Source organism: Corynebacterium sp. CCUG 61414, assembly GCF_024453945.1.
Lineage (GTDB): Bacteria > Actinomycetota > Actinomycetes > Mycobacteriales > Mycobacteriaceae > Corynebacterium > Corynebacterium pseudogenitalium.
Genome location: NZ_JAGPYU010000001.1, coordinates 222,742 through 243,285, shown reverse-complemented (window position 1 = coordinate 243,285; position 20,544 = coordinate 222,742). Strand labels below are relative to the sequence as shown.

Sequence of the window (20,544 nt, the reverse complement as noted above, 5' to 3'; positions counted from 1 at the left end):
TATATCCCTTGATCGTTGGGAGTGCCGACCCGTCACACGCCGCAGTCTCCTCCTACGCATTCTCAGTCACGCTTGCTATCCAGGACATTACGGGAGAAGCGCACTCCGGAGTGAGTGCAGCCCATCTCGCGAAACGCCTGGAGGGGTCCGAAGAATCGTTAGCGCTCCTCTTCGCCCTGTGTAGCAAACCAGCGCCACGGTCCCTTGGCGCGTTCGGTTACCCAGTGCTGACTGAGGATGATCTGTACGACGTCGAAGGCTGGGTGCTCATGTCGCTTCCTTTACTTGAGGACGTCGATGTGTTGGAAGCGAACGTCACTATCGACGCCTCCATCGCTCCTCTTCCCGGAGAGGATCAGCCGGCGCACGTATGGCGAAGTGCGCTCGCGCTGATTGACGCGCTTTCTGCAGAGTTGCACCGTCCCATCCGTCAGATTTGGATCACGGAGCCATTGGGGGCACCGGAGCACCCATTCCTTCGCGCTGACGGCTACACGCCGGCGCACTGTGAGCGACAGGCAATTATCAACGCGGACGCTATCGTGGCGCCTGACCAGAATGATAGGTGCGACGTGATTGAAGACATGGCATTCGACCCTACTGATCTGCCCTCCTTCTTAGCTACTCTCCAGGAGTCCGCAGCGAAATACCCTCGTGGTTCACTATCGCTCGAGCCTGTCCAGTGGTCTGCGTCCCGTCTTCAGGACGCTGCTGCACGTCTCAAGGACCGCGGCGGTTCCCAGATCACCGCCATTGCCCGTGATGTCTCAGGGAAACCGGTCGGGCTTGCAGAGGTAGCAAAATTCGAGAATGACGCAGATTCTGTTGCAGAAATCGGGCTGGTGTACGTACGGGAGGCAAGCCGGGGACTCGGTTTAGGCAAGCGCGCCTTGGCTTCTGCGATATCAGCCGCGCTCTCGATTTGGCCACAAACGAAGCAGATCTACGCTTCTTATCCCAACCCGCAGCCGGGTGCGAGCCACATTCTCGACCACTATGCCCCAACCGGGATAAGCCAGGCGACGGCCTGGCAGAAGGGCGTACCAAAGCTCGATAGCTAGTTGCTTCTTTTGTGGCGTCGTGCCGCGTTCGCTCGTCGGTCATCGACAAGCAGTGGGTTCGTTTCTTGCTCCTGATGAGTCCGCGTCGCATTCAATTGCGCATCCGCGATATCCGCGTCGATTTCGCTTGGCTGATTCCGGAGCAGTTCCGGGGCAACCGCTGTCTTTCGCACGAACAGCGGAATGTACGTCAACACGACCAGGAGTACCGCGACAACTTCTAGGTAAAACCCGGGCCCGTGCTGAAACGTTCCTGCAACACCGGTACTCGACTTCCGCAGCCACACTGCCAGCAACGAGCTAACCAGGGCAACTGTTGAAATCATCCACGCGGCTGTGGCCATTCCGAAACGTCGCGAAACCGTCACTAGCGACGTGCAAACGCCTACGCCTAAGAAGCCTAGCCATACAAATACGTACTCCGTGATCTTGGTATCTGCACTGCGGGCGCCTTCGCCCACCGCGAGCACCTGCCATCCGGGAATGTCACCAACGAAGGGCAAAAACAGCGCAACAAGCCACCCAATACTTGCAATACCGAGTACCCAGCGCGCGGATCCTAATTCCATTTTCATTGAAGTCTCCCTTCCAGTAGTCGCGTGGTTTACGCTTCAGGAGTCGTGCAGCAGCCAGTGTTGCTTACGTTAGTCACTGGAACGATGTCTGGACGTGCAACCGTAGGAATTCCAAGTCCCACCCCAACAGGTGCAGTCGTTGGTACCTCGCCTGCCTCAGCGTGATCACCCGCGAGTGTGCGTCGGTGTGAAAGCACACCAGAATCCGCGATCAGAAAATATGACTTTGCTTCGGTGATACGAGCGGTAACAATGTCACCCGGACGGATGGCAGATCGATTGGCCTCATCGACAGCAAAGTGCACGAGCCTGCCGTCGCGAGCGCGTCCTGACATTCTGTGAGTCGTCTCGTGCTTTCGACCTTCGTCCTGCTGAACAAAGAGTTCTTGCACAGATCCAATGAGCTTTTCATTCTCTTCCAGGCTGATTCGTTCCTGGAGTTCAAGCAGTCGTTCGAACCGCTCCTGCACCACAGCTTTCGGAACCTGGTTTTCCATTTCAGCCGCCGGGGTCCCAGGGCGCGGTGAGTACTGGAATGTATAGGCGGACGTGAATCGTGCCTTCTCAACTACATCAAGCGTTGCCTGGAAGTCTTCTTCCGTCTCGCCTGGGAATCCGACAATGATATCGGTGGTGATCGAAGCCTCAGGAAGCTTCTCACGGACCTCATCCAAAATGCCTAAAAACTTCTTGGATCGGTACGAACGGCGCATGTCCTTGAGTACTTTGTCAGACCCCGACTGCAACGGCATATGTAGCTGCGGGCAAACGTTCGGGGTTTCTGCCATTGCGTCGATGACGTCAGATGTAAACTCTGCGGGGTGCGGGGAGGTGAAGCGAACACGCTCGAGGCCTTCGATCTCGCCACACGCTCGTAGCAGTTTTGAAAACGCGGACCTATCTCGCTCCATTTCCTCGTCAACGAAATGCACACCGTAAGCATTGACGTTTTGGCCAAGCAAAGTGACTTCTAAGACGCCTTGATCCACGAGCGCCTGTACCTCGGCGAGGATATCGCCCGGACGGCGATCAACTTCTTTGCCACGCAGACTCGGAACGATACAGAATGTACACGTATTATTGCACCCGACAGACACCGAAACCCAGCCCGCATAGCTACTTTCACGTTTCGCTGGAAGAACAGAAGGAAATACTTCGAGCGCTTCTGCAATTTCAACTTGCGCCTCGCCCTGTACTCGTGCACGTTCCAGCAGTACCGGCAGTGAGCCCATATTGTGGGTCCCGAAGACCGCGTCTACCCACGGTGCTCTCTGGATAACGTGGTCTTTGTCTTTCTGCGCCAGACATCCACCAACCGCAATCTGCAAATCAGGCTGCGATTCCTTAACCTTTTTCAAATGTCCAAGCGTTCCGTACAAACGCTTGTCTGCGTTTTCACGCACGGCACAGGTGTTGAAAACGATGAGGTCTGGGGCCTGCCCATCTTCAACTGCCACGTACCCCGAATCTTCCAGCAGACCCGACAACCGCTCCGAATCATGAACGTTCATTTGGCATCCGAAGGTTCGTACTTCGTATGTCCTTGATGCAGCCATCTGGTTCGCCTTTCCTGGTTGATTACGCGGGCCTACGCAGGCACGGCTGAACATTCTAGCCACTGCCAACTACCCCGCCCAAACGCCGCAAATTGCTCCCTAGGAAGTCTCTCGAAGTGATTCAACCCTTGTATCTAGTGCAGTTCTTGCGATAGACATGCACATACCTTGTGGAAAGCCTCGACGCGCCAGCACTCCGACAACCCTGCGCAGCGCGCGGGTGTACTCCGCGTGCCCCGCTGGTGGTGTTTTCACTTCTCGCGCCTTCTTTTCCGCGAGGGCTTCAGCAATTGCGTGTTGGTCCTCGTCACTGATTTGTGCGAGCGCGGCGCGCCGATCTGTTTCTGAGACTCCTTTTTCCCTGAGCTCGCGGTCCAGAAAGCTTCTCGACTTTCCTCGACGTTTCGCCCGCTGTCGAACCCATTCATGGGCGAAGCGCCGATCGTCGAGAAGCGAGGACGCGCGAAGAGACGCCAGTACCTCATCAACGAGAGGCGCTGGGAACTCAGCCTTGACAAGACGCTCCCTGAGTTCATGCTCTGATCGCGGTCGCTGATCCAGCAACCTTAATGCACGCCGCCGTACTGGAGCGAGGGCTTCTTCACGTTCGTAGTTGAAGAGTTCTCCATTCCCACCGGTAGCTTCCCATTCGGCAAGTGCGTCCTGCAGGCGTTGAATCTTTTCCGGATCTGGTGTTGCCACGTATTACTTCGCCTTCGCTGGCTCTTCCTCGTCGTCGAAGTCAATGTTTGGCACCATGTCTACTGGGTCATCAGTCAGCGCATCATCATCGGCAAATTCGCCAACCCCCAATGCACGGAAAATCTTTTGCTCGATCTCGTCCGCAAGGTCCGGGTTCTCCTTCAGGAAATTGCGCGCCTTTTCCTTGCCCTGTCCAAGTTGATCGCCTTCGTAGGTAAACCAGGAACCTGACTTCTTCACGAAGCCGTTCTCTACGCCCATGTCAATAATGGACGATTCCCGAGAGATGCCCTCTCCGTACATAATGTCAAACTCTGCGATCTTGAATGGTGGCGAAACCTTGTTCTTCACTACTTTGAGGCGGGTTCGGTTTCCGATGGAATCCTGTCCGTCCTTCAACGTCTGGATACGTCGGACATCACAACGAACCGAGGAGTAGAACTTCAGCGCTTTACCGCCCGTAGTTGTCTCGGGTGAACCGAACATGACGCCGATCTTCTCACGCAGCTGGTTAATAAAAATCGCTGTAGTGCCGGAGTTGTACAGCGCACCTGTCATCTTCCGCAGTGCCTGCGACATCAACCGAGCCTGGAGGCCAACGTGAGAGTCACCCATCTCACCTTCAATTTCAGCCTTAGGCGTCAGTGCGGCAACCGAGTCAATGACGATGATGTCAATCGCGCCAGATCGGACAAGCATGTCCGCGATCTCCAGTGCCTGCTCCCCTGTATCTGGCTGAGAAACGAGCAAGTTATCAGTATCGACGCCCAGCTTGCGGGCATAATCCGGGTCCAGAGCATGCTCGGCGTCGATAAAAGCTGCGATTCCGCCGGCCCGCTGCGCGGAAGCGATGGCGTGAAGCGCAACAGTTGTCTTACCGGAAGACTCAGGTCCGTAAATCTCAACGATGCGGCCGCGTGGCCACCCACCGATCCCCAGAGCGACGTCAATAGCCGTATTCCCAGATGAAATCGACTGAATTGGAGGCCTGTTCTCATCACCGAGACGCATCACAGCCCCCTTGCCATAATCCTTCTCGATCATTGCGAGTGCAGCATCTAGCGCATTCTGGCGATCTTTCGCGGCTGATGCGGTTTTCTTTTTCGCAGCCATTTACATGTTCTCCTTAATGTTCATTCTGTTCGAGTTCGGCGGCGGCGTTTTTGCATACGCCATCGCCCACACACATGTTTAGACTCACCTTCGAGGGTTACGGTTCCCGATGACTTCTAAATCTGGATCTGACTATAGGCAAGTGCCGAGACATCACCAGAGTGTACACGCATACATGTTCGAATTAAAAGTGCAAAACGGCGAGAGCAGCTAGAAACCCGGCCGATCTACGCCAAGGCGACGCGCCTCTGGAACATCAAAGGCGTCACAAAGTTCGTCCCAGGCTTGACGCAAATCGCCTCCATTTTCGATAACCTCTGCGGCGGTACACCCATGACGAGGCAAAAGTTGCGCCTCAATAATCCATGACGCCCGATCAGACCCAAATTCATCCTGGACGAGTTGGTGAAACTCCGTTAATCGCATGGCCTCAAATATACGCGCAGAAAAATCAATACGATTTCATAGCGAACTGAACACTGTTCAAGTACTATTCTCGCTATGTCAAAAAGCATTCCGCAATCAAAGATTGAAGCCCAAGACCTCGCATACATCGCCGTGTTCGCGGCGGTGATCATCGTACTCGGGTTTGTCTCTATTCCAGTCGGCGCTGCCGGCGTTCCAATCGTCATGCAGAACGCTGCTTGTATTCTCGCGGCGCTCGTGCTCGGCCCTAAACGGGGAACCTACACAGTGCTATTGTTCCTCCTCATCGGACTTGCTCTTCCCGTTCTCGCAGGTGGACGCACCGTCGTCTATGCCCTGGGAAGCCCTACAATCGGATATCTGGTTGGCTACATCGCAAGCGCATTTGTTGCAGGTCTCATCGCCTACCGCGCTTCCAGCAAGAGCTCTTTCGTGAATATCGCCCTCCTTCTTGGAGCCGGGTTCGCTGGCCTGTTCCTGCAGTACTTCTTTGGGGTGTTTGGATTGATGGCACGCGCAAACATGACCTTTGGCGCTGCATGGGCAGCACAGCTACCGTTTGTCATCCCTGACACCGCCAAGGTGCTAGTGATTGTGTTCATCGCATTCGCAGTTCGCGCTGCACTCCCCTCACTCCGTCGCGCATAAACTGGATTATTTCCATGCCGCAGATCAGCTTCAACGACGTGAGCGTCGTACGTAATGACAACACACTGCTCCAACCATTTTCACTTACGTTGCAGGAACATCGGATCGGCATCATTGGCTCGAACGGTTCTGGTAAGTCAACGCTCGTCCGGCTTATCAATGGGCTCGAAGAGCCGAGCACAGGCGAGGTATTCTACGACGGAATTTCGCTTGCAACTCGTAGCTCTGAAGTCCGCCGACGTGTCGGGTTCGTGTTCTCCGACGCAGAAAGCCAGATTGTCATGCCCCAAGTCCACGATGACGTGGCGTTTTCATTGAAGAAGTTCAAGCTCTCTAAGGCAGAGAAAGAGCAACGCGTCGATGAGGTACTGGAACGCTTCAAACTCTTGCACAAGGCAGAACAATCACCTCATACGCTCTCTGGCGGTGAAAAACAGCTTCTCGCGCTGGCCGCGGTACTGGTGACTGAACCGACCACCATCATCGCAGACGAGCCAACAACATTGCTTGACCTGCGAAACCGTCGGCGAATAATCGCTGAATTGAACTCGCTTGATCAACAAACAATCGTGGTGACCCATGATCTAGAGCTACTCAGTGACTTCGACCGAGTAATTTGTGTCAACGACGGCGTCATTGCATACGACGGCACACCAGCAGACACGATTCAGTTCTACACTCAGCTAATGGAGCCGAACAGTGAAGATTGACTCGCTACCAATGGGCGTGTACATCCCAGGCAAAACGCTGCTCCACCGTATGAGCCCAAAGAAGAAATTCGTACTGCTCATACTGTATATCCTCATAGCGACCAACTTCGGGCGTACGTTCCCAATCGCGCTCGCGTTGCTAGGCTTGATCTTCGTTCTGTACATCGTGGCAAGAATTCCGATCCGAATCGTTGCCAATCAGCTCGTGCCAATTCTTCCCTTGCTCGCAATGCTGGGCGCTTTCCTTGTTTGGCAAAATGGCATCGGACTTGCTGGCGTCACGCTGATTACGTTGTTCGCAACGATTCTCGCCGCAAACCTTCTTACTCTGACCACAACAGTTGAAGCGCTCCTTGTATCGCTCGAGGAGGGCCTCAAACCGCTCGGCCGTTTCGGAATATCAACTGAGAAAATCAGCCTCGCCATCGCCCTCACGCTCCGTCTCATTCCGCTCATCTTGCAGACGTCGCAGGAAGTTCTCGACGCCCGCAAGGCCCGAGGACTGGGATTTTCTCCCCTCGCGTTTGGCGTACCGCTCATCGTGCGAAGTATCCGAAGGGCGGAACAGATCGGCGATGCACTTGTCGCTCGTGGCGCGCTCGACTAACCGCGTTCAATCCTTCGCAGGGCAAAGCAAAAAGCTCCAGGTTTCTATAGAAATCCTGGAGCTTTCTTTACCACGCTTTAGGCTTCGCCGCGGAGCTCACGCATCCGACGTGCGACGGCGTCCTCACTTGCTTGCGGGGCGCCGGTCTTGCCCTGCTCAATCGACTGCTGTTCCTTTCCCGAGGTCAACTCGCCAGACATCTCTGCGCGAATCTGCTCGAGCCGACTGTGGCCTGCCATCTGGATTCCAGCCTGCTCCACCTCAGCCATGCGGCCTTGGATCGAGTTCTCCGCGAGCTCTGCAGCACCCAGTGCGTTCGCGTAGCGGCGCTCAATCTTGTCGCGAACCTGGTCCAAGTTCGGGCCGGAGGCGGTCAACGAGTTCATCGAGCGCATGGTCTCGGAAACCTTCTCCTGCATCTTGGCCTGCTCAAGCTGCGACAGCAACTTCGAGCGCTCAGCGACCTGCTGTTGCAGGTGTGCCGCGTTGCGCTCCACAGCTTGCTTTGCCTGTGCTGCCTGCTGGAGTGCCTGGTCGTGCAGCGCCTTCGTGTCTTCAACGCCCTGCTCTGCGGTAACAAGCTGCGCCGCGAACGCCTCAGCAGCGTTCTCATACTCGGTCGCCTTCTGTGCGTCACCGTTGGAGCGGGACTTATCTGCTAATTGGAGCGCCTGGCGAGCGTTCGCTTGAAGCTTCTCGACTTCCTCCAAGCGACGATTCAGCTGCATTTCCAGCTGACGCTGGTTACCGATAACCGCGGCTGCCTGCTGCGAAAGCGCCTGGTGCTGGCGCTGAGCCTCGGAAATTGCTTGCTCAATCTGGATCTTTGGATCAGCATTCTCTTCGATCTTGTTGTCGAAAAGTGCCATCAGGTAGTTCCAGAATTTTGAAAACGGGTTTGCCATAGTGTTGCGTTTTACCTTTCGCTGAGCATTGAAATTGGCCGTGTCCACGGCCAAACTGTTTCGTATTCTATCTGTTACAGCGCTGCTCCGCTATGCGTGAATCGCATCAGCCGTAGCGAATTCATCGTTCATCGATTGCAGTGAAAGGTTCGCAACAGCCTCGAGAACAACTTCTGAAACCGTAGTGTCCAGGGCTTCGCAAATCGATGCGAGCAGCTCTGAGGAAACTTCCTTGCGCCCACGCTCCAGCTCAGAGAGGTAACCAGAAGAGACTCGAGCTTGAGCAGCAAGAGATCGCAACGTCACGCCTTTATCCGCCCGGAAAGCTCGCAGTGACATTCCTAGCGCCTCTCTCAGCAGCGGTTCTTTCTGGCGGGTTCCAGACTCGCGAAATGGAAAAGCGACCTCATCCTGTGCATCGAACGAGGGCTCAAGCGGCGTATCGATTAGAAGTGTCGTAGTCATCACTTGGTATAACTCCCCTCAACGTGTTTTTGTTCCCGCACGGCATGCAACAGGACGCGAAGTGCTGCTTCAACAGCCCACTCGCGTATCTCGTTGCGCGGCGCCTGTAGCAAGTTTCGGGCATGACTGAATCCTGGAATGGTTCCGCGTACGAGAGGGGCGTCGGAAAGTATGTCGCCTGCGAGAACTGCTTCACAGTCATCACTTGAGGCGATCCCTACCCAGACCTCACCGACAGGGTGGCCATCCTGTTCACTGGGCCCGGCCACACCAGTGAGCGAAAGACCCCAGTCTGCGTTGAGCTTCCGCCTTGCCGCCTTCGCCATCTCTTTCGCGGTCACCGGAGAAACAGGTCCAAACTCATCGATGACGTCCTGGGGAACGCCAGCCAAGGTAACTTTGCACTCGGTCGCGTAAGTCACCATCGCGCCTCGTAGCGCTGCGGAGGCACCCGGAACGCCTGCGAGTGCGGCACTTGCCAAACCGGCAGTGAGCGATTCACAAAGCCCAACTGTTGCATCCCTCTTAGTAAGTTCCGCAATCACATCGGATGCAGTACCTCGCATTAGTTATTCACCTTGCGAGCATCGACAAGGTATTGCACGCCGGTCACCACGGTGACGACTACGGCCAACACCATTACAACGTAGGACGGCGCGTCCATCCAGGAAGGCAGCGGGCACAGGTAGAGCGCCACACCTACCGTCTGGAGCACTGTCTTCACCTTGCCACCCTTGGACGCGGGAACGACTTGGTCGTTGCGCAGCATCCACATTCTCCACATGGTGATGCCGAGCTCGCGGACCACGATGACGATAGTCATCCACACAGGAAGGTTGGACGCCACGTTGAGTACTACAAGTGCCGTAATCATCAGGGCCTTGTCCGCGATCGGGTCCGCAATTTTCCCGAAGTCGGTAATCAGGTTGTAGGTACGGGCGATTGTTCCGTCTAGCTTGTCCGTGAGCATCAGCGCGACGAACACACCGAACGCCGCACCCCATCGCTGGTCCAGTGCCAACCATGCGAAGACGGGGATAAAAATGATTCGCAACGACGTCAAGACGTTGGGTACGTTCCAGTTCGATGGTTTTTCAGTCACGCCCTCTACCCTACCTATCCCATGCTTTCCCTTAGACTGCGTGTTATGAAATATTTTGCATTCCATTACACGTACTCAGATAATACGGACCTCGTAGATGCTACGCGCCCCGCACACCGCGAGTTCATCGCGAAGCAGCTAGAGCTCGGAAGGATTGTCGGATCTGGCCCGCTAGTCGACGCCGGCAAGGCCCTAATCATCGTGCAATTACCAGATACTGCCGACGCTGCGGAGGCAGTATCACTCATGAACCCGGACCCCTACTGGCAGAACAACGCTCTGCGCAGCCGAGAGGTCCACGAGTGGAACCCGGTTTCCCGGGTGTTCCCTTAGACCGCGGAGGTTCTACTTCCTCCCGCGCTGGACGTGAAGGTGATCCGTCTCGCGGGAACCAGTGGCGGTGTGGTCGCCCTTGCCCGACGTTGCAGGGTCATCAATCCACTCGATGTGGTGGCCCTGATTGTCGACTTTCCGGCGATTGCCGTGGTCGTCATAGTCAATGTGCCAGCTCGGACCGTTCGGGTCCCGCCGCCCAGCCTTGATATCCGCTCGGTCCTTCACCATGGAGCACAGCACGGTAATCACCAGTACTGCCACAATGAAGCCGAGCGATGCAACGGTGCCGACCTCCGGTACGCTCACGTTCTCACCGCCATTGACAAATGGCAGATTGTTCTCGTGTAGCGCGTGAAGCAACAGTTTGATGCCGATAAAGCCAAGAATTACGCCCAATCCGTACGGCAGATACACCACACGGTCCAACAAGCCAGAAAGCAGGAAGAACATCTGGCGAAGGCCCATGAGTGCGAACGCATTCGCGGTAAACACGATGTACGCCTCAGAGGTAATCCCGTAGATTGCTGGGATCGAATCAAACGCAAACATTACGTCGATAAACCCAATGGAGAGCAGTGCGACGAACAGCGGGGTCGCTGCGGACTTGCCCTCCTTCGTCTTCGACCACAGCTTGTCACCGTGGTAGGAGCTCGTGACTGGGACGACTTTACGGAGTGCCTTCACGACAGCCATATCGTTCGGATCTGTTTCAGGTGCATCAGTCGCTTCGTCGTAGACGAGCTTGACAGCCGTGTAGATCAAGAACGCTGCGAAGATGTAGAAGACGTCGCTCCACGCCGCGATAAGTGCTGCGCCGAGCAGAATAAACAGCAAGCGGCATACCAACGCGATAACAATGCCCAGGAGCAGCACCTTTTGCTGATACTTCCTTGGAATCTTGAACGCGCCCATGATCAGTGCGAAGACGAACAAGTTGTCCACGGACAGCGCCAGCTCAGTAATGTAGCCGGTGAAGAACTGGACGCCGTGCTCGCCGTCCCACTCCCACCAGATCACACCGCCACAGATCGCTGCCATCGTCATGTAGAACAGCGTCCAAAAGCCCGATTCTTTGATAGTTGGCTCGTGGGCCTGGCGAACGTGAGTAAGAAAGTCAAAGGCGAAAAAGCCCAGAATGATTGCTGCAGTGAGCAGCCATATCCATAGGGGGACACTCAACGTGGTTACCTCCGGTCGTTGCATAGGACAAAGAAAGACCGGAGGTCTCCCCCACCACGTAGCTACGCGGCTGCCTCAACCGGGATACGTATGTTCCGTGTTGACGATTCGAGGCACTTGCGGGGTACTCCCCTCCAATGCGAATGCCAGGCTACACCATCAAGAGGAGTCGCTACCAGTTATACGGCTCCACCGGTGGGATTGTAGGTTGCTTCGACCGTCTTAACGTCATCTTCATCTGCAGTGGCGTCATCACCACGTTGTGCGTCGACGTCCTTCGGTGCGTCCGCGGGATCCGCACCCTTGAGCATCCAAAGAATGGTCTCGAGCTCCTCTGGCTTCACCAGCACTTCACGAGCCTTGGAGCCTTCCGATGGCCCAACGATGCCACGGGACTCCATCAAATCCATCAGTCGGCCGGCCTTTGCAAAACCGATACGCAGCTTCCGCTGCAGCATCGAGGTCGATCCGAGTTGCGCCGTTACAACGAGTTCAACGGCTTCCAGCAGGTCGTCCAGGTCTTTGCCGATGTCGTCGTCGATAACCTTCTTCTCGGACTCCTTCTCTTCCGTAACGCCCTCGACGTACTGTGGTTCGTCCTGGCTCTTGGCAGCGTCCACGACGGCTTGGATTTCAGCGTCAGACACGAACGCACCTTGCATGCGTTGCGGTTTGCCGGCGCCCTGCGGGATGAAGAGACCGTCGCCCATGCCAATGAGCTTCTCCGCGCCACCCTGGTCGAGGATGACGCGTGAGTCAGTAAGCGAGGATGTTGCAAACGCGAGCCTGGACGGCACGTTCGTCTTGATCAAGCCCGTGACGACGTCCACCGAAGGTCGCTGCGTAGCCAAGACAAGGTGGATACCTGCTGCGCGGGCCTTCTGCGTAATGCGGACGATCGAGTCCTCGATCTCCTTCGGCGCGGTCATCATGAGGTCGGCAAGCTCGTCGACGACACAGACGATGAACGGGTAGGGTCGCATCTCGCGCTGAGAGCCTGCAGGAGCAGTGATTTCACCGCTCTTCACCTTCTTGTTGAAGTCCTTGATGTGGCGGACACGAGCGGTCTTCATGTCCATGTACCGCTGCTCCATCTCCTCCACCAGCCACTGCAGTGCCGCCGATGCCTTCTTCGGCTGCGTGATAATTGGCGTGATCAGGTGCGGAATCCCCTCGTACGGAGTGAGCTCCACCATCTTTGGATCGATGAGGATCAGGCGTACTTCTTCAGGTGTTGCGCGCGTCAGCAAGGAAACCAACATCGAGTTCACGAACGCCGACTTACCGGATCCCGTAGAACCCGCAACAAGCAAGTGCGGCATCTTCTGTACCGAAGAGGCAATAAAGTCACCCTCGATGTCCTTGCCTAAGCCGATGAGCATAGGATCATCGTCCGCAGCAACATTCGGCGCTTCGAGGACATCGCGCAGACGAACCATTTCACGATCCTGATTCGGCACCTCAATACCGACGGCAGATTTGCCGGGAATTGGCGTCAACAAACGAACGTTATCGGTCGCGACTGCATAGGCAAGATTGGACTGCAAGTTGGTAATCTTCGACACCTTGACGCCGGGCCCAAGCTCTACTTCGTAGCGGGTCACGGTCGGACCACGGGAGAAGCCCGTCACCATAGCATTGACCTTGAACTCCTCGAAGACCTCTGTAATGGCTTCGATCATGCGATCGTTAGCTTCGGTGCGAGTCTTCGGCGCTTGGCCAGCGAGCAGCAAATCGGTTGTTGGAACGACGTAGGTGGAATTCCTGTCGACCTTCTTCGCGTGGCCATCCTTCGGCGCCTCAGGTGGAGTTGCGCTTGGGTCCTTCCCTGAACGCGCTACGACCGCCTGGCGAACTGCGTCTCGCGACTGATCGACAGCATCCCGTTGAGCCTCCTCAAGCGTAGGCCGGGGTAGAATCTTCGTCTCCTCGGGTTGCGCAGGCTGACGTTTCGACGCCGCCTTCGTCGCAGGGCGCTCAATGACCGTAGTGGCGTCGCTGCCTTCCTGCGTGTCGAAGTCTTCACCGAAATCGAAAACCTCTGTCTCATCACCCTGTGCTTGAGGCGCTGACGCTGGCTTCGCCGGGTAGTTATCCAGTGGCGTGGAGGCCTTTCGCAACTTCTCCGAGAAAGACGAAAACCCAGAAACCCTTGGTTTCTTCGCCGCGGTACGTGGAGAAAGACCGGTACGTGGGCTCCTCGATTCAGGCTCAACCCGCGAGCGCTTTGCCGACGTGCGCGGGCGCCCCTCTGCGATAGCGTCAATGTCCCGGCCTACATCACTGTAAGGATCCGACTCATCGTCAGTCTCGGGCCGCTGGAATACCGAGCTAAGCCACGCAGTGAAAAAGTCATAGGCCTCACGCACAGTAATACCGGTTGTACGAAGCGCACCATAAACAATGACAAGTCCCAGCAGCGGGACTGCCACATAAGAGGAGAATCCAGCGGCGAGCAAACCACCGGTGAACGTGCCCACTACCCCACCGGCGATCTTGCGGGATTCCCAATCTGCAGGGTTGCCAGCGAAGACATGAATCATGCCAAGCATCGCAACACCAATAATCAACAGGCCCGACGCCACCCTGGCACGTACTGCCGGTTCTGCCTTCACGTTCAGCATGAGAGCGATAGCGATGCAGACCAAAATCACAGGAAGCAGGAGCGCACCAGCACCAATTGCCCAGTGAACACCCTGCGCAATGACGTTGCCTATCGGGCCAGCGATATCCATCCATACGGAGGCGCCCAGGATCGCGGCAAGGCCAATGAGCACTAAACCATACGCGTCAACGTTGCCACGCGAGATACCCAACGAGCGACTGGACTTTCGTGAGTGCTCTTCACGTTGCGGCGCCTCAGCAGAGGGGCCGTCGTCAAGAAAATCGAAGTTGTCGTCCTCGTCATCGTATCCGTTTGCGTCGGGCACGCTGTCAAAACTCTCCTTACGGCGTGGTCGAAGTTTGGTAAGCAACGAACCAGCTCCGCGAACTGCACTGCCAATTGAGCTTCCGACGACTCTCGTCGCGGACCCGACCCGTTCATCGGCAGTCTCTGCCGCGACCATGGACGAGGTCGGTGGATGCGTCATCGACGCTGGGGCACCGTAACGGCTCGTCGTTGAACGTGCACGGTCCCGCGGGCCTGTCGAAGCTCGCGTATTTCGTGGCGCTGGTTTCCTGGCAGACATGTGCTACACACTAGTACCTTGCGCACCATTATTACCATCCGCCACTCTAAAACCACAGATGTTGTTACAGGCGAATGAATCAAGTACTACAACTTGATATCTACTCCAGCAAGAGCCTCAACCGCACCGGTTACATCCACTTCGACCGCGCTGCGACCGGCGGCCCACAACAATAGTTCCCCGGGTTCGCCGTATACGCGGACGACGTTATCGCCCTGCTTTGAAACGCCGACGCCTTCGCCAATGACGGCAGGAGGCAAGTCCGGTGGCGTCAAAATCACAGGTACCGCAACACCTTTAAGCGTGACTGAACCAAACCGCTTCGCAAGCTTCAAAAGTTCTTTGTTGGTGACGGCACTAAACTGCCGAGGCTCGACCTTACCTCTACCTCGACGAACGTCTTCGTGGTGAATAAAGTGCTCGGCTGTATTTAACGTGTCGTCACTCGGCTTGAAAAGCGAAGGCGGACCGATGGCCCAGAGACGCACAAGATCCTCGTACGACCATGATGCAAGTCGGGCTTCCTCCGCCTCCAAAAACTTCCTCGCTCGCTTTACGAATATTCCGATGGCAGCTAATGGCCTTCGTTCACGGATATAGAGGTGCGTCGCCAAATCGCGAGTGTTCCAGCCCTCGCACAGCGTCGGTGCTTCAGGCCCGACTTCGAGTAACAGTTCAGCGAGTTGATTTCGTTCAGTCTTTGCAAATGACATGGGCCCTAGCATAGTGCCAGGGCCCATAGTTCTGCTCACAAAAGTGTCAGGTATTAAAGCGACTCTCGTGTTGCTTGAACATCAGCGTCTTCTGCCGGTCCAATATCCGCCGCGGTTGGAACCACGGTTGGAAGAATGACTGGCTCACGCTTGTACTTCTGCTCAATCGTTCGCGAGAGCTGACGACGAAGCTGCTGCACCATGCGGTACGGGTCATTCTCCCCTTCTGCAGCCAAATCACCCATAACTTCCTGGACACGCTCGACGACCTTCTTATTGAAGTCACGGTCGTCTTCAGAGAAACCAGTGGTGGAGACGCGCGGTACCTCAATGAGGCTACTCGTGCGGTCGTCGATCACGCAGGTAATCGAGACAACGCCACCTGAGGCAAGCGAGCTGCGGTCTGCCAGCACGTCCGGGTCTACGTCGCCCATCGTCGCGCCATCAACATAAAGCTGTCCGACCTGGTACTGGCCAACAACCTTGATCTTGCCCTTCGTCATGTCAACCACAACACCATTTTGAGCAAGTGCGGTATTCTCCGGCTTCACACCGGTCGCAATAGCGAGCTCCTTGTTCGCGCGCATGTGGCGCCACTCACCGTGCACAGGCATAGCGCAAGTCGGGCGTGCTGCGTTGTACAGGAAGAGAAGCTCACCGGCGTAGCCGTGGCCAGAAGCGTGGACATGAGCTTCGGAGTTCGTCACCACAGTCGCACCGATTTGTGCGAGGTTGTTGATCGCCGCGAACACAGCTTCCTCATTACCTGGGATCAGGGAAGACGACAGGATGATCATGTCACCGTCGCGGATGGTGATCTGGCGGTGTTCACGGCGCGACATACGCGAAAGCGCAGCCATCGGCTCGCCCTGCGTACCCGTTGTGATCAGCACAACCTTATGCGGCGCCATCTTGGCAGCTTCTTCGATAGGGATAATCGTGTTCTTCGGAGCCTTCAGCAGGCTCATCTTCTCGGCGATTTCCATATTTCTCAACATGGAGCGGCCGTTGAAGGCAACCTTGCGACCATTCGCTACAGCCGCGTTGACTGCCATTTGGACGCGAGCAACGTTGGAAGCAAACGAAGCAATCACAACGCGCTGCTTCGCCTGGCTCACCAAACGCGTCAGTGTCTCCTCGATACCGGCCTCGGATGCAGAAATACCCGGCACCGTAGCGTTCGTGGAGTCACACATAAACAGATCGACGCCTTCGTCACCGTAACGCGACAGCGCCGGCAGGTCCGTCGGCATTCCATCGTACGGAGTCTGGTCCACCTTGACGTCACCGGTCATCACAACATGACCCGCGCCGGTCTTAATAGACAGGCCGAGACACTGCGGAATGGAGTGATTCACGTGCCAGAAACGCACGTGGAATGGGCCCAAGTTGACGGAAGAATCCTTGTTCACCTCATGCAACTTCGGACGCTGACGGTGCTCCTTCGTCTTCGCAGCAATCAGCGCATTGGTGAATCGCGACGAGTAAATCGGGATATCCGGGCGCAGCTTCAACAGCCACGGGATTGCGCCAATGTGGTCTTCATGACCATGTGTGACAACCAGGGCCTCGACCTTGTCCAACTTCTTTTCAATCGGACCAAAGTCAGGCAGCACAAGATCAACGCCTGGTTCACCGGAGTTCGGGAACAGCACACCACAGTCGACGATGAGCAGGCGTCCGTTGTATTCAAACACCGTCATATTACGACCGATTTCGGAAATACCACCCAAGGCGTAAATACGCAGGGTCCCCTTCGGTGCCTTCGGAGGAGCCGGGAGGCGCTTCGTCAAGTCTGCGCCCTGCATCGACTTCACCGGGTTGCGACGGCCACCGCCGTTGTTACCGCGTCCACGGCCGCGTCGGCGATTCCTGCCGTTACCGCCATTTCCGTTCGAGTTCCGGGACTTGCTATCCCGCTGTGACTTCTCAGAGCCCTTGTCATCTTCATTACTTGCGGTTCCTGCGGCCTGCTTCGGTGCCTGAAACACCGGCTTCTGTTCAGTGGCCTCAGGTGGCCCTGCTTTACGCGTCACTTTGCGTGAGCGTGTACGGGGTTCGTTCATACTTAAAGGACTCCAGCCTTCTTCAAATCTTCTCTGAGAACCTCCACCTGCTCAGAGGTCGCTCCGACCACTGGCAGGCGTGGTTCGCCTACTTCAATGCCCTGCAGACGCAGGGCAGCCTTTGCAAATGTTGTGCCACCGAGAATCGCTTGTTGATGTGCGAGAACGTCGATGACATTGGCGTTAATTTCCCGCGCACGGACGAGGTCGCCTTCCTCGAAGCTTGTGATGAGCTCGCGCAACGCTTGCGGTGCTGCGTGGCCTACAACCGAGATCACACCGGTTGCCCCCATGGCCAGCCACGGCAGGTTCAGCGGGTCATCCCCGGAATACCATGCCAGGCCTGTTGATTGGATCAACGGTGCTGCCTGGAAGAAGTCGCCTTTCGCATCTTTCATCGCAACTACGGTTGGCAATTCCGCCAACTTCGCAATGGTGTCCGAGGCAATCGGAATCGCAGAGCGTCCTGGAATGTCGTAGAGGCAGATCGGCAACGAAGTTGCAGACGCGATCTCCCGGAAGTGCGCAAACACGCCGTCTTGAGACGGCTTCGAGTAATACGGTGTGACAGCCAAGAGGCCATCAGCCCCTGCCTCAGCAGCTTCCTTCGCCAATGCGACGGACTTTCGGGTATCGTTCGTGCCTACTCCGGCGATAAGTTTGGCGCTATCGCCAACTTCTTCACGCACCGCTTTCAGTAACGCGACTTTCTCTTCACTGGTTGTCGTTGGCGATTCGCCCGTCGTGCCCGCAAGCACGAGGGCATCAATGCCATTGCCGACAAGGTGGGCAGCTAATGCTCGTCCTGCCTTAACGTCTAGCTCGCCATGCTTATCGAACGGCGTGACCATTGCGACGCAGACTGTGCCGAAAACGTCAGCACCGATATTAGCTTTCATAGAAGTGCCCATGCCAAAAGAGCGTACCCTTTTTGCTGGCTGAATGTAACTCCACCGCTACGTTTTGTACTGGGTTGTTGCCTTCTTAGTCCCGTCCGGCAGCGTTGTGACAACGAAGTCCTCGAACAAGACGGGTGCGCACTCACTCAAAAGTTCCAGACACCTCACGGCGACCGCTCGTAGCTCCTCCCCACTGTGCTCAGCTGCCCTGGTCGCAACAAAATTCCGCCAAGTCCGGAGGTTGCCGCTGACAACAAGTCGGGTTTCTCTCGCAGCCGGAGCAAGTGCCATAGCTGCCTCGCGTACCTGTTGCTTGCGCAGTAACACATTCTTCTCATCCGTCAGACTTGCTTCCACCGCGTTATGCAATTCGTCGTGCACAAACGCAGCGTCTTCAATCGCGTGCTCGAAAAACCGTTGAAGTTGCTCGTCGCGCTGTACAACGCTAGGAACCACGACTCCTCTTTGCTCTTCAGGTAAGGAGTACTGTGAAAGCTCGCTGATTGAAAAGTCTCGGTGTCGCAATATCTCATGGCTGGTGGCCATTGAGATTCCCTGAATATACAGCGTCACGCTTGCGTGCTCGAGCAGCGAGAGGTTGCCGGTATCAATGACGTGATGCAGGAAGGCGTCCGTGCTCGAAGTGTGAGACTCATTGTCACCGAAGGAGTCATAGCTTGCCCTGCCTGCAAATTCGACGACAGCATCCGCCGCCGCTGCACCAGATGAAGGCCGCCAGCCCAGTCCGGCTGGCGGTTCGAACGTTGATGCTGCCACGAGCTGGATGCTGAGTTGGCGCTGCGGCTGCATCTGTTACAGCCCGAGGAACTTGTCAAGGCCGATCGTGAGGCCTGGATGATCCATGACGTTTCGCACGCCGAGCAATACACCCGGTACGAACGAATCACGCCCATAGGAATCTTGGCGGATAGTCAACGACTGATCGACGGTGCCGAAGATAACTTCCTCATGCGCAACCATTCCGGTCATACGCACAGCGTGGACTCGGACGCCATCGATATCCGTGCCGCGCGCTCCATCGAGTTCCTGCACAGTGGCATCCGGACAAGGTTGCATTCCGGCGGCCTTTCGGGCCTCTGCAATCCCTTGCGCTGTCTTTACCGCAGTGCCGGACGGTGCATCCAGCTTGTTCGGATGGTGGTACTCAACTACCTCGGCTGACTCGAAGAACTTGGCCGCCTGGCGAGCAAAGGACATCGTCAATACAGCTGAGATGGCGAAGTTAGGCGCAATGAGAACGCCAGTGCCCTGCGAAGCAGCACACCAGCTGCGTACTTGGTCGTAGCGATCGTCGTCAAATCCTGTTGTGCCCACTACACAGTGGATGCCGTGCTTGATACAGAACTCGAGGTTGCTCATTACCGAGTCTGGAGTGGTGAAGTCGACGATAACTTCGGCACCAGCGTCCAACAGTTTTTCTAAGCTGTCGTCTTTATCGATCTCGGCCACAAGTTCAAGATCATCAGCCGCGCGCACGCCCGCTACAACTGCGGTACCAACGCGCCCATGCGCTCCCAAAACACCGACTTTGATTGTCATATCCATTCCTCAATTCTGCCTTTGCGAGTTGCGTTCGTTCTACTGCTGTCACTGTAGCGCGCCGTGCGGCAGGTGTGGTTCGGTACACTCGAAAAGCATGAAGAGTAGCTTGATCCTCCCCGGTATCCTCACCGTGGCTGCACTGCTCACGGCTTGCGGCACGGGCTCCGAAGTGACAGAGCCGTCCGCAGCGACCGCGTCCCCTGAAAGCGTTGCAGCTACCACTACGCAAGACGCACCTGCTACGGAGTCAACGGTGTCGGCTGTGGCATCTCCCGCAGCCCCAGCCGCTCTCAACGCCTTCGCTCCGCCCGAAGGTGCCCCTGAGCTAACGCTCCAGGATGTTCGAGTCGGTACCCATGAGACGTATGACCGCGTCGTCTTCGAGTTCTCAGGCAATGGCCTACCTGGATACCGAATTCAGTACACCGATAAGGCACTCCAGCAGGCCTCCGGCCACGAGCTCGCGGTCTCCGGTAACGACATCTTGGAGGTGCTCATCGAAGGCACACCGATGGATCGACTCCCGAGCAACCCTGATCTTATCTCCGCTGGCCCGTATCAGCTGGCAACCGGCAACGTCGCTGGGATCACCAACGGCGGCACGTTTGAAAACCAGTCGCAGTTCTTCATCGGACTCGACCGGCAGCGTTCGTTTGAGGCCACGGTGTTGGAAAGTCCAACACGGCTAGTTATTGACGTCCACCGTTAGCTCGGCAAACGCGTAGTG

23 protein-coding genes are annotated in these 20,544 nt (G+C 56.3%); 7 read left to right on the top strand and 16 right to left on the bottom strand.

Annotation, left to right across the window (positions count from 1 at the left end; genetic code table 11):
• Window positions 1-8 precede the first annotated feature (8 nt).
• Window positions 9-1,061 (top strand): GNAT family N-acetyltransferase, encoded by a 1,053-nt coding sequence (locus tag KBX14_RS01135; protein WP_256041704.1) that lies wholly within the window; start codon window positions 9-11, stop codon window positions 1,059-1,061.
• Here KBX14_RS01135 and KBX14_RS01130 read toward each other — a convergent pair.
• The 5 genes from KBX14_RS01130 to KBX14_RS01110 all read right to left on the bottom strand — a co-directional run bounded on the left by KBX14_RS01130 (window position 1,058) and on the right by KBX14_RS01110 (window position 5,433).
• Entirely contained in the window at window positions 1,058-1,636 is a 579-nt protein-coding gene (locus KBX14_RS01130) for a hypothetical protein (protein WP_070362328.1), read from the bottom strand. The two genes, KBX14_RS01135 and KBX14_RS01130, sit on opposite strands and share 4 nt — an antisense overlap.
• Before the next feature lie 29 nt (window positions 1,637-1,665).
• The gene (gene miaB, locus KBX14_RS01125; RefSeq protein WP_370687036.1) at window positions 1,666-3,246 is read right to left on the bottom strand and encodes a tRNA (N6-isopentenyl adenosine(37)-C2)-methylthiotransferase MiaB; all 1,581 of its coding nucleotides are present in this window, start codon (window positions 3,244-3,246) and stop codon (window positions 1,666-1,668) included.
• 45 nt (window positions 3,247-3,291) lie between these two features.
• Entirely contained in the window at window positions 3,292-3,894 is a 603-nt protein-coding gene (gene recX / locus KBX14_RS01120) for a recombination regulator RecX (RefSeq protein ID WP_071572548.1), read from the bottom strand.
• Window positions 3,895-3,897: 3 nt separating this feature from the next.
• Window positions 3,898-5,007, bottom strand: a complete 1,110-nt coding sequence (gene recA / locus KBX14_RS01115; protein WP_071572547.1) for a recombinase RecA — start codon at window positions 5,005-5,007, stop codon at window positions 3,898-3,900.
• 210 nt (window positions 5,008-5,217) lie between these two features.
• The gene (locus tag KBX14_RS01110) at window positions 5,218-5,433 is read right to left on the bottom strand and encodes a DUF3046 domain-containing protein (protein WP_083290922.1); all 216 of its coding nucleotides are present in this window, start codon (window positions 5,431-5,433) and stop codon (window positions 5,218-5,220) included.
• Between the two features lie 75 nt (window positions 5,434-5,508).
• Here KBX14_RS01110 and KBX14_RS01105 point away from each other — a divergent pair, with 75 nt between their 5' ends.
• The 3 genes from KBX14_RS01105 to KBX14_RS01095 are packed head-to-tail and all read left to right on the top strand — an operon-like array spanning window position 5,509 to window position 7,398.
• Window positions 5,509-6,081 (top strand): biotin transporter BioY, encoded by a 573-nt coding sequence (locus tag KBX14_RS01105; protein ID WP_070362325.1) that lies wholly within the window; start codon window positions 5,509-5,511, stop codon window positions 6,079-6,081.
• A 14-nt stretch (window positions 6,082-6,095) separates the two neighbouring features.
• Window positions 6,096-6,791: an energy-coupling factor ABC transporter ATP-binding protein gene (locus KBX14_RS01100; RefSeq protein ID WP_070478922.1), complete on the top strand. Its 696-nt coding sequence runs from the start codon at window positions 6,096-6,098 to the stop codon at window positions 6,789-6,791.
• On the top strand, window positions 6,781-7,398 hold the full coding sequence (locus KBX14_RS01095) for an energy-coupling factor transporter transmembrane component T (protein WP_336296753.1): 618 nt from the start codon (window positions 6,781-6,783) through the stop codon (window positions 7,396-7,398). Before KBX14_RS01100 ends, KBX14_RS01095 begins: the two co-directional genes overlap by 11 nt.
• 77 nt (window positions 7,399-7,475) lie before the next feature.
• On the opposite strand, the gene KBX14_RS01090 is transcribed toward KBX14_RS01095, so the two are convergent.
• The 4 genes from KBX14_RS01090 to pgsA all read right to left on the bottom strand — a co-directional run bounded on the left by KBX14_RS01090 (window position 7,476) and on the right by pgsA (window position 9,870).
• Entirely contained in the window at window positions 7,476-8,303 is an 828-nt protein-coding gene (locus tag KBX14_RS01090; protein ID WP_070977168.1) for a PspA/IM30 family protein, read from the bottom strand.
• A gap of 90 nt (window positions 8,304-8,393) precedes the next feature.
• Entirely contained in the window at window positions 8,394-8,768 is a 375-nt protein-coding gene (locus KBX14_RS01085; protein ID WP_083290921.1) for a helix-turn-helix domain-containing protein, read from the bottom strand.
• Entirely contained in the window at window positions 8,768-9,334 is a 567-nt protein-coding gene (locus tag KBX14_RS01080; RefSeq protein ID WP_070362321.1) for a CinA family protein, read from the bottom strand. The genes KBX14_RS01085 and KBX14_RS01080 overlap by 1 nt, the downstream gene beginning before the upstream one ends.
• Window positions 9,334-9,870, bottom strand: a complete 537-nt coding sequence (gene pgsA, locus KBX14_RS01075; protein ID WP_240492803.1) for a CDP-diacylglycerol--glycerol-3-phosphate 3-phosphatidyltransferase — start codon at window positions 9,868-9,870, stop codon at window positions 9,334-9,336. Before pgsA ends, KBX14_RS01080 begins: the two co-directional genes overlap by 1 nt.
• Window positions 9,871-9,915: 45 nt before the next feature.
• Here pgsA and KBX14_RS01070 point away from each other — a divergent pair, with 45 nt between their 5' ends.
• The gene (locus KBX14_RS01070; protein WP_070362320.1) at window positions 9,916-10,203 is read left to right on the top strand and encodes a YciI family protein; all 288 of its coding nucleotides are present in this window, start codon (window positions 9,916-9,918) and stop codon (window positions 10,201-10,203) included.
• Window positions 10,204-10,215: 12 nt separating this feature from the next.
• On the opposite strand, the gene KBX14_RS01065 is transcribed toward KBX14_RS01070, so the two are convergent.
• A complete protein-coding gene (locus tag KBX14_RS01065; protein WP_256041703.1) occupies window positions 10,216-11,385 on the bottom strand; it encodes a TerC family protein in 1,170 nt (389 codons plus the stop codon).
• 179 nt (window positions 11,386-11,564) lie between these two features.
• The gene (locus tag KBX14_RS01060) at window positions 11,565-14,315 is read right to left on the bottom strand and encodes a DNA translocase FtsK (RefSeq protein ID WP_256041702.1); all 2,751 of its coding nucleotides are present in this window, start codon (window positions 14,313-14,315) and stop codon (window positions 11,565-11,567) included.
• Between the two features lie 34 nt (window positions 14,316-14,349).
• Here KBX14_RS01060 and KBX14_RS11260 point away from each other — a divergent pair, with 34 nt between their 5' ends.
• A complete protein-coding gene (locus tag KBX14_RS11260; RefSeq protein ID WP_246814942.1) occupies window positions 14,350-14,496 on the top strand; it encodes a hypothetical protein in 147 nt (48 codons plus the stop codon).
• A gap of 166 nt (window positions 14,497-14,662) precedes the next feature.
• Here the strand turns inward: KBX14_RS11260 and KBX14_RS01050 are convergent, their stop codons facing one another.
• The 5 genes from KBX14_RS01050 to dapB are packed head-to-tail and all read right to left on the bottom strand — an operon-like array spanning window position 14,663 to window position 19,814.
• A complete protein-coding gene (locus KBX14_RS01050; RefSeq protein ID WP_083290919.1) occupies window positions 14,663-15,289 on the bottom strand; it encodes a TIGR03085 family metal-binding protein in 627 nt (208 codons plus the stop codon).
• A gap of 53 nt (window positions 15,290-15,342) precedes the next feature.
• On the bottom strand, window positions 15,343-17,355 hold the full coding sequence (locus KBX14_RS01045) for a ribonuclease J (RefSeq protein WP_256000265.1): 2,013 nt from the start codon (window positions 17,353-17,355) through the stop codon (window positions 15,343-15,345).
• A 2-nt stretch (window positions 17,356-17,357) separates the two neighbouring features.
• Window positions 17,358-18,266: a 4-hydroxy-tetrahydrodipicolinate synthase gene (gene dapA / locus KBX14_RS01040; RefSeq protein WP_256000266.1), complete on the bottom strand. Its 909-nt coding sequence runs from the start codon at window positions 18,264-18,266 to the stop codon at window positions 17,358-17,360.
• Between the two features lie 45 nt (window positions 18,267-18,311).
• The gene (thyX, locus tag KBX14_RS01035) at window positions 18,312-19,064 is read right to left on the bottom strand and encodes an FAD-dependent thymidylate synthase (RefSeq protein ID WP_070362315.1); all 753 of its coding nucleotides are present in this window, start codon (window positions 19,062-19,064) and stop codon (window positions 18,312-18,314) included.
• Between the two features lie 3 nt (window positions 19,065-19,067).
• Window positions 19,068-19,814, bottom strand: a complete 747-nt coding sequence (gene dapB, locus KBX14_RS01030) for a 4-hydroxy-tetrahydrodipicolinate reductase (protein WP_071572535.1) — start codon at window positions 19,812-19,814, stop codon at window positions 19,068-19,070.
• Between the two features lie 97 nt (window positions 19,815-19,911).
• Between dapB and KBX14_RS01025 the strand changes: the two genes are divergently transcribed.
• Window positions 19,912-20,526, top strand: coding sequence for a hypothetical protein (locus tag KBX14_RS01025; protein WP_256020320.1), 615 nt, complete (start codon window positions 19,912-19,914; stop codon window positions 20,524-20,526).
• Window positions 20,527-20,544 lie beyond the last annotated feature (18 nt).